This is a genomic window from Solitalea lacus (assembly GCF_022014595.1).
In the GTDB taxonomy this organism is placed as follows: Bacteria; Bacteroidota; Bacteroidia; order Sphingobacteriales; family Sphingobacteriaceae; genus Solitalea; species Solitalea lacus.
This window is the reverse complement of record NZ_CP091740.1, coordinates 1,563,763-1,577,610: the sequence shown is the minus strand read 5'-3', so window position 1 is coordinate 1,577,610 and position 13,848 is coordinate 1,563,763. Positions and strand designations below refer to the sequence as shown.

The window sequence follows — 13,848 nt, the reverse complement described above, 5'->3', positions numbered from 1 at the left end:
AATTCACTATGGCAAAATTAAAAGTTGGAGATAAAGCACCTGGCTTTTCAGGATCAGACCGAAATGGCAAACCTGTTGTACTAGAAGACTATAAAGGAAAAACTATTGTCTTATATTTTTATCCCAAAGATAGCACTCCCGGCTGTACAGCAGAGTCATGCAACTTTAGAGATAACTATGCTACATTGACAAACAAGGGGTTTGAAGTAATTGGAGTAAGTGTTGACAGTGAAAAGTCACATGACAAATTTGCAGATAAGTATAACCTCCCCTTTACCCTTATTGCTGATACCCACAAGAAAATGGTTGAAGACTATGGTGTTTGGACTGAAAAAAGTATGTTTGGTAAGGCATATATGGGAATTGCCAGAACTACATTTATAATTGACGGCAATGGCATGATTACACATATTATTGATAAAGTTGATACCAAAAACTCCACCCAACAAGTATTGGATGTAATAGGATAGATTTTGAAGGTTTTAACAACGCCCTGAATACCAATGTTCAGGGCGTTGTTTTTGCTTTTGCAAGCAACTATAATGCTTGCATAGTTTTTATTGAAACATTTATAGTTCTCTGGTTATTTTTTGCTTAATTTACCTAATTCAATAAACTGTTATGATTGCGGAGATCGAAAGTTCGTCATTATCAACCTTAATAAGCAGTCAACGTGGCTTTTATAATTCTAAAGCAACATTAACTTATAGATTTAGAATTGAACAACTAAAAAAACTTAAGCAAGTTATCAGGATCCACGAGAAAGCCATTTTTGATGCATTGGAGAAGGATTTAAACAAGCATGAGTTTGAAGCTTATGGCACTGAAGTTGGGATTGTGTACGAAGAACTTAATCTGGCTATTAAAAGTTTAAAAAAATGGATGAAGCCGGAAAGAGTAAGCTCACCAATAGCCCTATTTCCCTCAAGAAGCTACATTCACAAGGACCCATTAGGTTGCGTATTAATTGTAGGTCCCTGGAATTACCCTTTTCAACTGGTTATTAATCCACTAATTGGTGCAATTGCAGGAGGAAATTGTGCTATTATAAAACCTTCAGAGCTGGCTCCAGCAACAGCTCAAATAATCGAAAAAATCATTAAGGAAACATTTCAGCCAGAATACATTGTTGCTGTAACGGGTGATGGAGCTCAGCTAATTCCTGAAATGATGAACAAAAATCGCTTCGACTTAGTGTTTTTTACAGGCAGCATTCCAGTTGGCTACGCTATTGCCGAAATGGCTGCAAAAAAACTCACCCCTGTAATTTTAGAGCTCGGAGGAAAAAGTCCTTGTGTGGTAGATAAAGATGTCGATCTTCACCATGCAGCCAAACGTATTGTTTGGGGTAAATTTACCAATGCCGGTCAAACCTGTGTTGCCCCTGATTACTTATTGGTTCACAATTCGAGAAAAGATGAATTACTATCCTTAATTAAAAAATATATTCTTCAATTCTATTCCGAGCACCCCATTAAGGCTGATTATGGACGAATTATAAACAAACGTCGTCATGAAACATTGAAAAAATATTTGAGTCAGGGAGACATTCTGCTGGGAGGTCGCACTGATGACGATGAATTATTCATTGAGCCTACCTTAATGATAAACGTCCCATTAAGTGCACCCTTGATGCATGATGAAATCTTCGGCCCAATACTTCCAGTATTTGGATTCGATAACTATGAAGAAACCTTCGCTATCATCAACCGAAATCCAAATCCGCTTTCGTTTTATTTATTTACGAAGAATAATGAGGTTGAACAACTCTACATTCAAAACCTTGCATTTGGGGGCGGTTGCATAAACAACACACTGGTCCATTTGGGAAATCCTTGTATACCGTTTGGGGGAGTTGGGAATAGCGGATTAGGACATTATCACGGTAAATACAGCTTTGATTCCTTTACGCGTTTAAAATCGATGGTAAAAACAGGAACTTGGTTTGACAGTGACCTTTACTATGCACCATTTAAAAATAAAATTAAAATGGCCCGCATGTTTTTGAGATTCTAATTATGCACCAACTCATTAATGATTTGCAGGTTAACGGTCGACTTGCTCAACAACTTAACTTTATCCTCGAGACCGACAAACTTAAACAAGTAATCCGTAGAAACTTTATTGCAGATGGTAGCCGAAGAGAAAATACTGCCGAACACTCGTGGCAAATTATTCTAATCACCCTACTTTTTGCTGATTATGCTAAGGAACGAGACATTGATTTACTTAAAGTTATCAAAATGCTTACCCTACATGATCTTGTAGAAATTTATTCTGGCGATGTCTTTCTTTTTGATGAAAAAGCTAACATAGGCAAATTTGAAAACGAAAAGATTTCAGCAGAACAATTATTCGGGCTATTACCTTCAGAACAAAAGGAAGAATTTAGTGCTCTATGGCTTGAATTTGAGGCTGGGAATACCAAAGAATCGGTTTTTGCCAATACAATTGATCGCATCACACCATTCCTGCTAAATTCAGTAAACGGTGGCCAAAGCTGGACAGAAGCCGGAGTGAAAGCTGAGCAGGCAATGCGCAAATTAAACATCATTGAGCAAGGATCAACAGAACTTTGGGACCTTTTTTTACAGTTGGTTGAACGTGCCAAAAACAATCAATTATTGCGATAAAAACTTAGGCTAAATCAATTAAAAATAGATTAACCACTTTTTCTTATGGCCTGTTTTTTGTAAATTAAACTAACAAAAACGCGGCTTATGAATCTTTTTACCTACCCCTCTTACGAAGAAAGACATGAGCGATTAAATACGCTCACACATGTTTATGGTGCCATTTTTTTTGCAATTGGAGGAATCTATTTGCTATGGGAATGTAAGTTCTTAAAGGCACATCTGTTTATGCCAATTAGCTTTTATGTAATGGCGCTCATTACAATGTTTATCGTTTCAAGCATTTATCATGCTACACGACAGCCTGAAAGAAAGCGTATTTGGCAAATTGTGGACCATTGTTGCATCTTTTTATTAATTGGCGGCACCTATGTTCCTGTAATTATGCGATACATAAAAAACGACACAGGTAGTGTGTTTCTAACCTCAATGTGGACAATCATTATTACAGGCATTTTTCTTAAAATATTCTTTACGGGTAAGTACACTCTCCTATCCACAATAGTTTATGTTTGCTTGGGATGGATGGGATTATTCATTATTCAACCTTTGATTGAAACTGTTCCAAACCCTACTCTATCCTTATTTGGCTTAGGAGGAGTCTTGTATACCATCGGTGTTTATTTCTACCGAAACGAAAAAATAACCTATAATCATACCATTTGGCACTTTTTTGTATTGGGAGGAGCCGCAGCTCATTATGGAGCCATGTTACAACTCATTAGTTATTAAGAACGCATTATTCAACATTAATGGCATTTATATTTATAATTGAAGAGGACTTCTTTTGCCTTAGAAAAAGCTGTTAACATCGCCTCACTCAGAATTTCTATTCAGGAAAAGAAATAAACGCCAAATAAGGGTTCATAATTCGATTATTTACTTTTCATCATTTTAAAGCCCAGATAATTATTTAATTTTGCGCCTTTAAATAATTCGTTCATATTCTTCAATATAACTATTAAAACCCAAGAAATGCCAACTACAGAAAAGTTAAAAAAGGTTGCTTTGCAAGTGCGAAGAGACATTGTACGTATGGTTCACGCCGTAAACTCCGGACACCCTGGAGGTTCATTAGGTTGTACAGATTACCTTGTTGCTTTATACTTCGAAGTAATGAACCATAACCCTGAATTTAACATGGATGCTATTGGCGAAGATGTGTTTTTCCTTTCAAACGGACACATTTCTCCAGTATTCTACAGTGTTTTAGCACGTTCGGGATACTTTCCTGTAAAAGAGCTGAGCACGTTCCGTAAATTGAACAGCCGCTTACAAGGTCACCCTACAACACATGAAGGCTTGCCAGGTGTACGCATGGCTTCAGGATCCTTAGGTCAAGGACTTTCGGTTGCTCTGGGAGCTGCTCAAACAAAAAAACTAAACAACGATAAAAGCTTAGTATTTAGTTTGCACGGTGATGGGGAGTTACAAGAAGGCCAAATTTGGGAAGCGGCCATGTATGCATCTCACAACAAAGTAGATAACATTATTGCAACTATTGATGTCAACGGTCAGCAAATTGACGGTTCTACTGATCAGGTTCTTTCATTGGGCAACTTGCGTGCTAAATGGGAAGCATTTGGCTGGGAAGTAATTGACATGGATGGCAACAAAATGGACGAGGTTATTAAAACCTTAAACTACGCTAAAACTCAAACCGGAAAAGGTAAGCCAGTGGTAATTTTGATGAAAACAGAAATGGGCTTTGGCGTTGATTTCATGATGGGTTCACATAAATGGCATGGAGTTGCTCCTAACGATGAACAGTTAGCTCAAGCTTTATCGCAATTAGAAGAGCCTATTGGTTACAATTATTGCGGCGACTATTAAGATTGGAGAATTTTATAATTTGAAGATTTGAAAAATGATGCTTGCAAAAACAACTGTGTAAAGGTAAAGCATCAACTAAAATTAAGACCCAACTAATGAAAAAATACACTTTCACTGAAAAAAAAGATACTCGCTCAGGTTTTGGTGCCGGTTTGGCCGAACTTGGTAAAATTAACCCTAATGTTGTTGCCCTTTGTGCTGATTTGATCGGCTCATTGAAAATGGATGCGTTCAAAAAAGAATTCCCTGAGCGTTTCTTCCAGGTTGGCATTGCAGAAGCTAATATGATCGGTTTAGCTGCGGGTATGACTGTAGGGGGCAAAATTCCTTTCACCGGAACTTTTGCAAATTTCTCAACTGGTCGTGTTTATGATCAAATCCGTCAGTCTGTAGCTTATTCTGATAAAAATGTTAAAATCTGTGCTTCACACGCAGGCTTAACTTTAGGTGAAGATGGTGCTACTCACCAGATTTTAGAAGATATCGGTTTGATGAAAATGTTACCGGGTATGACTGTCATCAACCCTTGTGACTATAACCAAACCAAAGCAGCCACAATTGCAATTGCTGACCATCACGGTCCGGTTTATTTGCGTTTTGGCCGTCCAACTGTCCCTAACTTCACTCCAGCTGACCAAAAATTTGAGATTGGTAAGGCTATTATGTTAAACGAAGGTACGGATGTAACCATCTTTGCAACAGGACACTTGGTATGGCCGGCTATTGAAGCTGGCGAAATGTTGGCAGAGATGGGTATCAATGCTGAAATTATAAATATCCACACCATTAAACCTTTAGACGATGCAGCAATCTTAGCATCAGTAGCCAAAACCGGCTGCGTAGTAAGTTGCGAAGAGCATAATCGTTTAGGTGGATTAGGGGACAGCATTGCTCAACTCTTGGTTAAAAACAAACCAGTTCCAATGGAGTACATCGCTGTGAACGATTCATTTGGCGAAAGTGGTACTCCTGATCAGTTAATGACAAAATACGGATTGGATAAAAACAACATTGTTGAAGCTGTAAAAAGAGCTATCAGCCGTAAATAATTTTGCTTTTAAATCAAGTTTCGAAACGCTGGCTTACTACGTAAATTTTATTATTTTAGGCAGGGCACAAGCAAACGACTCTTGAACTTCATGAAAGAAGAAATAAGTGACAAAGACTTATTAACAAGGTTTCGCAGTGAATCCACGCGAAACCTTGCTTTTAGTCTGCTAATTGAAAAATATCAAAAACGCCTGTATTGGCATATCCGTCGATTGGTAATTGATCATGATGATGCCGATGATGTTATTCAGGAAGTCTTTATAAAGGTTTGGAAAAATCTCGACAACTTTAGAGAAGATTCACTGCTTTATACCTGGCTGTACCGCATTGCTACCAACGAATCTATCACCTTTTTAAACCGACAAAAGATGAGAGCCTCAGAAAACTTTGAGGACCATGCCGGTTATTTGGTTGACAAACTTACCGATAGCATCTATGTAGATGGCAATCATATCCAGATGAAACTGCAAAGGGCAATTTTAACCCTACCTGAAAAACAACGCATTGTTTTCAATATAAAATATTTTGATGAAATGAAATATGAGGACATGTCGGAAATTTTAGGCACGAGTGTTGGTGCTCTAAAAGCTTCGTACCATCATGCTGTAAAAAAAATTGAAGAATACTTTAAGCAAAATGAATAACACAATCATTATTAAGTTTTTTTAATTTAAATATTAAACCTTTTACTACTTAATCATTCTATCATATTAAAAGGATTTGAGGTGGAGAATAACGATCTAGAAAATATTATCCCTAAACCAGAGCAGTCATCGCCATATACAGTACCAGAGAATTACTTTAATTCTTTACAAGGACGTATTATGGAAAGAATTCGGCTTGAGGAAGAACCCTCACTTTCAATTCCGGGTCTTGATAATAAAAACCCTTTTATAACACCTGATAACTACTTCAGTTCTCTTTCTAAAAAAATACATACTCAATTAGGAGCAGAAGAAGATTCAATAGATTTATCCATCCCTTCTCCAAATAATCATCTTCCATTTACTATTCCAGAAGGGTACTTTGATACATTATCTACTACAGTAGAAGAAAAAATCTTCTCCGATATTGCACTTAATGAACTCAAAAATGCAAACAACACGTTTATTAAGCGATTTTATCGTTTAACCATGGCAGCTTGCTTTGCATTATTATGTACCTGGTTTGGATATAACGTTTATCAAACCAGCCGCATTGACAGGCAAATGAATAGCTCTGTCAATGTTGTAAAAATTGACAATCATAACTTCGATCTAAACTATTTTGACGAATCAATGCTGATTGAAGAAGTGATAAACAAGCCTAAACCGAATGAAGTTTCCGAACCTGAAAAAACGGGTAAACTCGAAAACTATATTTTAAATAATATTGACGAAGAACTTTTATTGCAAGAATTATAATCAGATGAAGAAAACTTTTGGTGTATCTATTTTATCTCTCGTTTTTTTACTTTCTATACCTTCGATATTAAGAGCACAAAACTTTAACCAACGCAAAGCTGATATTGAAGCGCTTAAGGTTTCCATAATTACTACAAAAGTGGGGTTAACAGTGGAAGAGGGCAAGCTTTTTTGGCCGGTTTACAACGAATATGATGCAGAAAAGCAAAGACTTTTAAAAGAGCGTCGTCAAAAAATGGTTGTTGCTCGCATGCAAGCTGAAACTCTTTCCGACAAAGAAATTGAGGACTTAATTCTCAATGATTTTTCCATTAAACAGAAAGAACTTGATGTTGAACGAAAATATTACGATCGCTTTAAGAAAGTTATTCCGTTAAAAAAAGTCGCACTTTTATATATGGCTCAAGAGCAATTTAAACGTGAATTACTAAAACGATTACGTAGTGAGCAAACACCTGGTCAAGACTAAAGCCACCGCTTTCGTTTAAACCAAAAGAAAACGACTATGGATACCGCTATCATTACCAACCAAATTAAAAGGTAACCATATCGTGCTTTAAGCTCAGGCATAAACTCGAAATTCATACCATATACACCTACAATAAAGGTAAGCGGCATAAAAAACACTGAAAAAATAGTTAACACACGCATAACCTCATTTGTGCGTTGAGAAGATAACGAGATGTAAACGTTCATTAAATTGTTGGCTGAATCAATCTGCTGATCGAGATTAGTTTCTATTTCAACATAAGTATCCTTTAAATCCTGCATAATTGGCCCTTTAAGGTTCTCTGAAAGTTTATAAAGAATATCTTTGGACAAAAAAATAGTTCGTTTTAAGACATTTGCTTTTCGTTTTAACTGATAAAAGTGCTGCAAGAGTTTAGGCAACTTGGTTTTCAAGAACATTCTCTCCTCATAAAAATCCATTAATTCACCAATTCTCCTAATTGGACTTTCATATGATAGGAGGACTTCATCCATAATCAGGGCAAGCAATTGAAATCTTCCGGGGGCCTTTTTCATCTTAATACATTTCTTTTGCAAACTAATTAAAAATGGCTGTGGAGAACGATGTATGGTAATAACAAGACCATCAGCTGAGAAAATGGCCACCTTACGAGTTAACCAATTAATACTCAATTCATTATCATTTGCATTGTCATCAAAAACCCTAGCAATAATAAATACTACCTCGTCAATCTGCTCATACTTTGGCAAATGTTCAGGATCAAGGCAATCTTGTACGGAACTAGAATGTAAATTATATTTTAAGGCTATATCGTTTAATTCTTCGGCAGTTGGGTTTTCTACATCGATCCAAGTAAATCCAGCTGTTTCTTTCTCTTGTAAAGTAGTAATCATATTGCAAAATAATCAATTGAAAAATGGCCCTCAATTCCTAACACAATGTTAACAAATTTCAATTGCCATTATTGTTCAATTGCTTAAAATTGCTCAGAAATTATTGCAATCGAAAATGTAGTCAACTACCTCCTCATCACCTCAATTTTAACTTAATCATCTTATACTTTAAACATGAGCAATTTATTAAGCTTTTGGTGGGTGCTTATTCCCATCGTTATGATCGTTTTTTATAAAATGATCTTCAGAGTTTTCTTCGGAATTGTATTTGTTCCGGAAGACAAAATTGGATTAGTAACTAAGAAATTTGTTCTTTTCGGACCAAATAAAAATTTACCAGAAGGAAGAATTATAGCCACAAAAGGTGAAGCTGGATTCCAGGCTAAACCTTTACCGCCGGGAATTCATTTCGGCTACTGGCTATGGCAATATGAAATAAAACTTGAAGGCCTTACCGTAATTCCTCAGGGAAAAATCGGGCTGATCAATGCTAAGGACGGTGCCGAACTTGAAAGCGGTCGTATCCTTGGACGAAAAGTGGACTGTGATTCCTTTCAGGATGCAGAGAAGTTCCTTGTCAATGGTGGAAGAAAAGGCCGTCAATCACAATTCATTACAACAGGTATTTATCGTATAAACACCAACCTCTTCGAAATTCAGTTTACAGACATGACGGTTATCAACGAAAACATGGTTGGTATTGTAACTACACTAGATGGTGAATCATTAACTCCGGGAAATATAGCCGGTAAAGAAATTAATGGGCATAACATGTTCCAAAATGCTGATGCATTTTTAGAAGCTGGGGGAAATAAAGGCTTACAGCCTCAGGTAATGTTGGCGGGTTCTTATTATTTGAATCCATGGTTTGCACAAGTCGAAGAAACTAAAATGACCGAAATCCCGATCGGACATGTAGGTGTAGTTATTTCTTATGTGGGACAAGATGGAGAAGATTTAAGCGGAAGCGAGTTTAAACATGGAAACATTGTTGCAAAAGGCTATAAAGGGGTTTGGGCCGAAGCTTACGGACCAGGAAAATATCCGATTAATAATTACATCATGCGTGTTGAATTGGTACCTACTACCAACCTTGTATTAAATTGGGCAAGTGCAAGAAGCGAATCGCACCAATTAGATAAAAACCTGTCAACCATAACGGTTCGTTCAAAAGATGGCTTCCCTTTCAATTTGGACGTTTCACAAATCATCCATATCCCAACAAACGAAGCACCAAAAGTAATTGCACGATTTGGTAACATGACTAACCTTGTTAGTCAGGTTTTAGAACCTACAATTGGTAACTATTTCCGTAATTCGGCACAAGATTCAGATGTAATTGCTTTTCTGGGGACTCGTAAAGAGCGTCAGCAATCAGCGAAAGAACACATCAGGCAAGTTTTGGATCAATATAACGTAAACGGTGTTGATACATTGATCGGTGATATTGTTCCTCCAGAATCATTAATGAAAACCTTAACCGATCGTAAAATTGCTGAAGAACAAAAAGTAACTTTTGAAACACAGAAACAAGCGCAAGAAACTCGCCAGCTTTTGGAGAAAGAAACTGCATTGGCAGAGATTCAAAAGGACATTGTGAAGGCAGATCAAGGTGTATTGATTGCAAAACGCGTCGCTGATGCTTCTGTTGAAAAAGCAACTGGCGAGGCAGCAAGTGTAAAACTACAATCTACCGCTGAGGCAGAACGGGTAAAAGTGTTGGCAAGTGCTGAAGCGGAAAAAACAAAGATGCTTGCATCCGCCGAAGCGGAAAAGATCTCAAAAACCGGTAATGCAGAGGCAGAGAAAATTTTGGCAATCGGCAAGTCATCAGCCGAATCATACAAACTGGCTGTAAGCGCAATGGGTGGCGATAACTTTACACAATATAAGATCGCTGAAACAATTGGCAAAGACCGCATCAAAATTATTCCTGATATATTGATTTCTGGAGGTGTTGATAATACTAATAGTTCAATTAGTGGATTATTGGGATTGAAACTAATGGATGAATTGGCCCGAAAAGGAGGTAGTGAGGCTAAGCCTGAAATAAAGTTTAAAACAGATAAGCGTGATTAACTCATAATACTTTATCGAGCCGGGACTAAAATCCAGGCTCGTTTTTTTTGAATTATGAATTCAATTCATTCGTTTTTATTTAATATTACATAAACCAAGTGCGTGGCTGTAAAAAATTCCCCAATTTTGCAACATGATTCCATTACGACAGTTATTTCTTCAATATAACGCACAAACTACCAATTTCCCCTTAATGCTAGAATTTACGCGAGCAGAAGGGATTTACCTATACGATAAGGATAATAAACCTTCAATCGATTTAATCTCCGGCATTGGAGTTAGCAATATTGGACATTGTCATCCTGAAGTAGTTGAGGCCATTAAAAAACAAGCCGAAACATACATGCATCAAATGGTATATGGTGAGTATATTCAAGCCCCACAAACATTGTTTGCTGAAAAACTTGCAACTCACCTACCCGAGCAATTACAATCAGTTTATTTTGTTAACTCAGGCGCTGAAGCGACCGAAGGTGCATTAAAACTGGCCAAACGCTTTACGGGCCGCACTGAAATTATTGCCTGTAAAAATTCTTACCATGGTAGTACCAACGGAGCATTGAGTGTAATGGGCAATGAAGACTATAAGTATGCGTTCAGACCATTATTGCCGGACATTCGCTTCGTTAACTTCAACCACTTACCCGACTTAGCTTTAATCACTCCAAAAACAGCATGTGTAATAATTGAAACTATTCAGGGAGAAGCCGGTGTGCGTGTTCCTTCTAAAGAATATATGCTAGCTTTACGAAAACGCTGTACCGAAACGGGCACGTTACTTATTTTAGACGAGATACAAGCCGGAATGGGTCGAACGGGCAAACTGTTTGCCTTTGAACATTTTGGAATTATTCCTGATGTATTGTTATTGGCCAAAGCTTTAGGAGCAGGAATGCCAATTGGGGCTTTTGTTTCATCATCAGAGATTATGTCGAGCTTAAAAACTGATCCAATCCTTGGCCATGTTACAACTTTTGGCGGGCATCCGGTAAGCTGTGCCGCTGGCTTAGCCGGTTTTGAAGCTTTATTAAAAAGCGAATTGATTGAACAAGTGGAAGCCAAACATCAGTTATTTAAAAGTCTTCTAAAGCATCCTGCAATCCTAGACTTCAGAGGGATGGGTTTAATGTTTACCATTGAATTTGAAAACTTCGAAATCAACAAAAAAATAATTGATAAATGTATTGAGAATGGGGTACTTACCGACTGGTTTTTACATTGCAGCAACTCAATGCGCATAGCCCCTCCCCTTATCATAACTGAAGAACAAATTAAGGAGGCTTGCCGCATTATTTTGGAAAGTATAGAATTTTCGATCTAACAACAAACACTGCAAAAACCTTAAAGATAAAATCATTTAGTACTTATTACTTCAAAATCTTAATTTGGTTCTTATGAATGTTTTGATTCTTGAAGACCGTTATAGCTTATCAGATGAAATAGCCAAATTTCTGAAGCAAGAAGGCTTTTTGTGCGATTTGGCATATACTAAAAAAGAGGCAGTTCAAAAGTTGTTTGTTAACACTTATGACTTTATTTTACTCGATTTGGGACTGCCTGATGGAGACGGTTTGGAACTATTAAAAGAATTCCGACAATTACCTAATCGCGAAGACGCGGTGATTGTGTTAACTGCCAGAGGGGCAACTGAAGATAAAATAAAAGGCCTTGACTTAGGTGCAGATGATTACCTAAGTAAACCGTTTGACCTTTCAGAGTTACATTCTCGTATGTATGCCATCCTACGACGCAAACATCGGCTTGTGAAAAACGAGGTGGATTTGCACGGTTTCGTCATTGATATTCAAAACAGAGAAGTAAGCTTTAATAATATAAAACTAAACCTTACCAAAAAAGAATTTGACATTCTTAATTTCCTAATGCTGAACAAAAACAGAGTAATTTCTCGCTTACAGCTTACCGAACATGTTTGGGGTGATATTTTGGAAATCAACAGCGATTCGAACTTCGTGGATGTACATGTTAAAAACCTTAGAAAGAAATTACAAGCGCATTCACCTATAGATTGGTTCGAAACTGTAAGAAGTATAGGATATAAAATCAAGCAATAAAATTGGCAAGTCATTACTTTAAAATCTACCCTTAAAAATGCGATTACAAGCCAAATTTGCGCTCTATAATGTATTGACTAAAATAGCCATTATACTTTCATTGGCTTTATTATTTAATTTCAGTACAGAACAGGTTGCTTATAGTCACTTAGATGCCCGAATACTGCAGAAAAAAGAGCAGTTCATTAAAAACTTATCAGGAAAGGAAATCTCCGAATATATTTCGGAGCAAGACACCGACTTTACCAGCTATAATATTTTTAAAGAAGAATATATTTTATTAAAAACAATTTCTTCTGGAAATCAAAAAGACGGAACAGGAATATTTTCTACGGAGTCACGCATTATCGAAAACCAAACTAACGACTACAGAATATTAACTTACAATTTCGACTTTGAAAGGCGTCATTATCAATTAGAAATTGGCGAGAGCCTTGCAAGCATTAAACAATTTAAGCAAACCCTCCGTACTTATACACTTGTGGTATTATTAGTTGCTATTTTACTTACCCTGATTACCGATTTTTTATTTACCGGTTTTCTGCTTAAACCGCTTGCTGCAATAATAAACAAACGATTACAAGATGTTAATGATCCTTCTCATTTCAATTTCGAACCAATAGCTACTTCAACCTCCGACTTTAAACATCTTGACAAGCAGCTTAAAGAAATGCTTACAAGTATTTCACAGTCGTTTCATACGCAAAAAGAATTTATCGGCAATGTATCACATGAATTATTAACACCAATTTCAATACTTAAAAGTCGCTTTGAAAATTTATTAAATGAGAACAGTATAAGCGATGAAGTTCAAAACAAGATTTACGCCTCTTTAAATACATTATACCAATTAAAAAACATTGTTAACAGCCTGTTGCTTATTTCAAAAATTGAGAATGAACAATTTAAGCCTAATGAAAGTATCGTTGTTAATAAATTAATTCAGGAAATAAGTGAAGAATTAAAAGATCGATTGGATGACAAATCATTACACTTCAACGCAGATCTAAAGTATAACTACCATTTCATCGGCAGCAAGTCACTTATCAGAACGATGCTATTCAACGTAATAACTAATGCAATTAAATACAATGCTGAACAGGGAACAATTACTATATCGGATAGTATTGTGGATGAAAAATATCAGTTAAGCATTGCAGATACAGGCAAGGGTATTGATGAGGAAAGGTTACCTTATATATTCGACCGGTTTGAAAAACTTAATACAAACGAAGAAGAAAGCCATGGACTAGGACTCGCTATAGTAAAAAGCATAGCCAACTTTCATAAAATAGACATCAACGTTTATTCGCAAATTAACAAGGGAACAAGGATCACCTTCACCTTTCCAAGGCTTTAAAACAATTAAATCAATTTAAAAAACCTTAGTTTCTTCATTAAATCTTCATTTGG

At 36.6% G+C, this 13,848-nt stretch carries 14 protein-coding genes; 13 read left to right on the top strand and 1 reads right to left on the bottom strand.

Going from position 1 to position 13,848, the window contains the following annotated elements; translation table 11 throughout:
- Positions 1–8 precede the first annotated feature (8 nt).
- The 9 genes from bcp (at position 9) to L2B55_RS06630 (ending at position 7,388) form a co-directional block, all read left to right on the top strand.
- Positions 9–470, top strand: a complete 462-nt coding sequence (gene bcp, locus L2B55_RS06670; protein WP_237849780.1) for a thioredoxin-dependent thiol peroxidase — start codon at positions 9–11, stop codon at positions 468–470.
- A 151-nt stretch (positions 471–621) separates the two neighbouring features.
- The gene (locus L2B55_RS06665) at positions 622–2,016 is read left to right on the top strand and encodes an aldehyde dehydrogenase (RefSeq protein ID WP_237849779.1); all 1,395 of its coding nucleotides are present in this window, start codon (positions 622–624) and stop codon (positions 2,014–2,016) included.
- A 2-nt stretch (positions 2,017–2,018) separates the two neighbouring features.
- Complete coding sequence (locus tag L2B55_RS06660) at positions 2,019–2,633, top strand: HD domain-containing protein (RefSeq protein ID WP_237849778.1); 615 nt, start codon at positions 2,019–2,021, stop codon at positions 2,631–2,633.
- An 87-nt stretch (positions 2,634–2,720) separates the two neighbouring features.
- Complete coding sequence (gene trhA, locus L2B55_RS06655) at positions 2,721–3,365, top strand: PAQR family membrane homeostasis protein TrhA (RefSeq protein WP_237849777.1); 645 nt, start codon at positions 2,721–2,723, stop codon at positions 3,363–3,365.
- 243 nt (positions 3,366–3,608) lie between these two features.
- A complete protein-coding gene (locus L2B55_RS06650) occupies positions 3,609–4,466 on the top strand; it encodes a transketolase (RefSeq protein WP_237849776.1) in 858 nt (285 codons plus the stop codon).
- Between the two features lie 95 nt (positions 4,467–4,561).
- Positions 4,562–5,515, top strand: coding sequence for a transketolase family protein (locus L2B55_RS06645; RefSeq protein ID WP_237849775.1), 954 nt, complete (start codon positions 4,562–4,564; stop codon positions 5,513–5,515).
- Between the two features lie 90 nt (positions 5,516–5,605).
- A complete protein-coding gene (locus L2B55_RS06640; RefSeq protein WP_237849774.1) occupies positions 5,606–6,160 on the top strand; it encodes an RNA polymerase sigma factor in 555 nt (184 codons plus the stop codon).
- 81 nt (positions 6,161–6,241) lie between these two features.
- Complete coding sequence (locus L2B55_RS06635; protein WP_237849773.1) at positions 6,242–6,919, top strand: hypothetical protein; 678 nt, start codon at positions 6,242–6,244, stop codon at positions 6,917–6,919.
- Positions 6,920–6,923: 4 nt separating this feature from the next.
- A complete protein-coding gene (locus tag L2B55_RS06630; protein ID WP_237849772.1) occupies positions 6,924–7,388 on the top strand; it encodes a hypothetical protein in 465 nt (154 codons plus the stop codon).
- Here L2B55_RS06630 and L2B55_RS06625 read toward each other — a convergent pair.
- Positions 7,385–8,284: a magnesium transporter CorA family protein gene (locus L2B55_RS06625; RefSeq protein WP_237849771.1), complete on the bottom strand. Its 900-nt coding sequence runs from the start codon at positions 8,282–8,284 to the stop codon at positions 7,385–7,387. The genes L2B55_RS06630 and L2B55_RS06625 overlap by 4 nt on opposite strands.
- A gap of 174 nt (positions 8,285–8,458) precedes the next feature.
- Here L2B55_RS06625 and L2B55_RS06620 point away from each other — a divergent pair, with 174 nt between their 5' ends.
- From L2B55_RS06620 to L2B55_RS06605, 4 genes are all read left to right on the top strand, one after another.
- A complete protein-coding gene (locus L2B55_RS06620; RefSeq protein WP_237849770.1) occupies positions 8,459–10,363 on the top strand; it encodes an SPFH domain-containing protein in 1,905 nt (634 codons plus the stop codon).
- Between the two features lie 133 nt (positions 10,364–10,496).
- Positions 10,497–11,684 carry an aspartate aminotransferase family protein gene (locus L2B55_RS06615; RefSeq protein WP_237849769.1) on the top strand — a complete coding sequence of 396 codons (1,188 nt, stop codon included), beginning with the start codon at positions 10,497–10,499 and terminating at the stop codon, positions 11,682–11,684.
- Positions 11,685–11,757: 73 nt separating this feature from the next.
- Positions 11,758–12,435, top strand: coding sequence for a response regulator transcription factor (locus L2B55_RS06610; protein ID WP_237849768.1), 678 nt, complete (start codon positions 11,758–11,760; stop codon positions 12,433–12,435).
- A gap of 37 nt (positions 12,436–12,472) precedes the next feature.
- Positions 12,473–13,795 carry a sensor histidine kinase gene (locus tag L2B55_RS06605; protein WP_237849767.1) on the top strand — a complete coding sequence of 441 codons (1,323 nt, stop codon included), beginning with the start codon at positions 12,473–12,475 and terminating at the stop codon, positions 13,793–13,795.
- Positions 13,796–13,848 lie beyond the last annotated feature (53 nt).

What these genes read in the sequence shown, in the direction of transcription:
- bcp (WP_237849780.1), top strand. Translation starts at nt 9, where the DNA reads ATGGCAAAATTAAAAGTTGGAGATAAAGCACCTGGCTTTTCAGGATCA.
- L2B55_RS06630 (WP_237849772.1), top strand. Translation starts at nt 6,924, where the DNA reads ATGAAGAAAACTTTTGGTGTATCTATTTTATCTCTCGTTTTTTTACTT.
- trhA (WP_237849777.1), top strand. Translation starts at nt 2,721, where the DNA reads ATGAATCTTTTTACCTACCCCTCTTACGAAGAAAGACATGAGCGATTA.
- L2B55_RS06620 (WP_237849770.1), top strand. Translation starts at nt 8,459, where the DNA reads ATGAGCAATTTATTAAGCTTTTGGTGGGTGCTTATTCCCATCGTTATG.
- L2B55_RS06615 (WP_237849769.1), top strand. Translation starts at nt 10,497, where the DNA reads ATGATTCCATTACGACAGTTATTTCTTCAATATAACGCACAAACTACC.
- L2B55_RS06665 (WP_237849779.1), top strand. Translation starts at nt 622, where the DNA reads ATGATTGCGGAGATCGAAAGTTCGTCATTATCAACCTTAATAAGCAGT.
- L2B55_RS06645 (WP_237849775.1), top strand. Translation starts at nt 4,562, where the DNA reads ATGAAAAAATACACTTTCACTGAAAAAAAAGATACTCGCTCAGGTTTT.
- L2B55_RS06650 (WP_237849776.1), top strand. Translation starts at nt 3,609, where the DNA reads ATGCCAACTACAGAAAAGTTAAAAAAGGTTGCTTTGCAAGTGCGAAGA.
- L2B55_RS06605 (WP_237849767.1), top strand. Translation starts at nt 12,473, where the DNA reads ATGCGATTACAAGCCAAATTTGCGCTCTATAATGTATTGACTAAAATA.
- L2B55_RS06660 (WP_237849778.1), top strand. Translation starts at nt 2,019, where the DNA reads ATGCACCAACTCATTAATGATTTGCAGGTTAACGGTCGACTTGCTCAA.
- L2B55_RS06610 (WP_237849768.1), top strand. Translation starts at nt 11,758, where the DNA reads ATGAATGTTTTGATTCTTGAAGACCGTTATAGCTTATCAGATGAAATA.
- L2B55_RS06640 (WP_237849774.1), top strand. Translation starts at nt 5,606, where the DNA reads ATGAAAGAAGAAATAAGTGACAAAGACTTATTAACAAGGTTTCGCAGT.
- L2B55_RS06625 (WP_237849771.1), bottom strand. Translation starts at nt 8,284, where the DNA reads ATGATTACTACTTTACAAGAGAAAGAAACAGCTGGATTTACTTGGATC.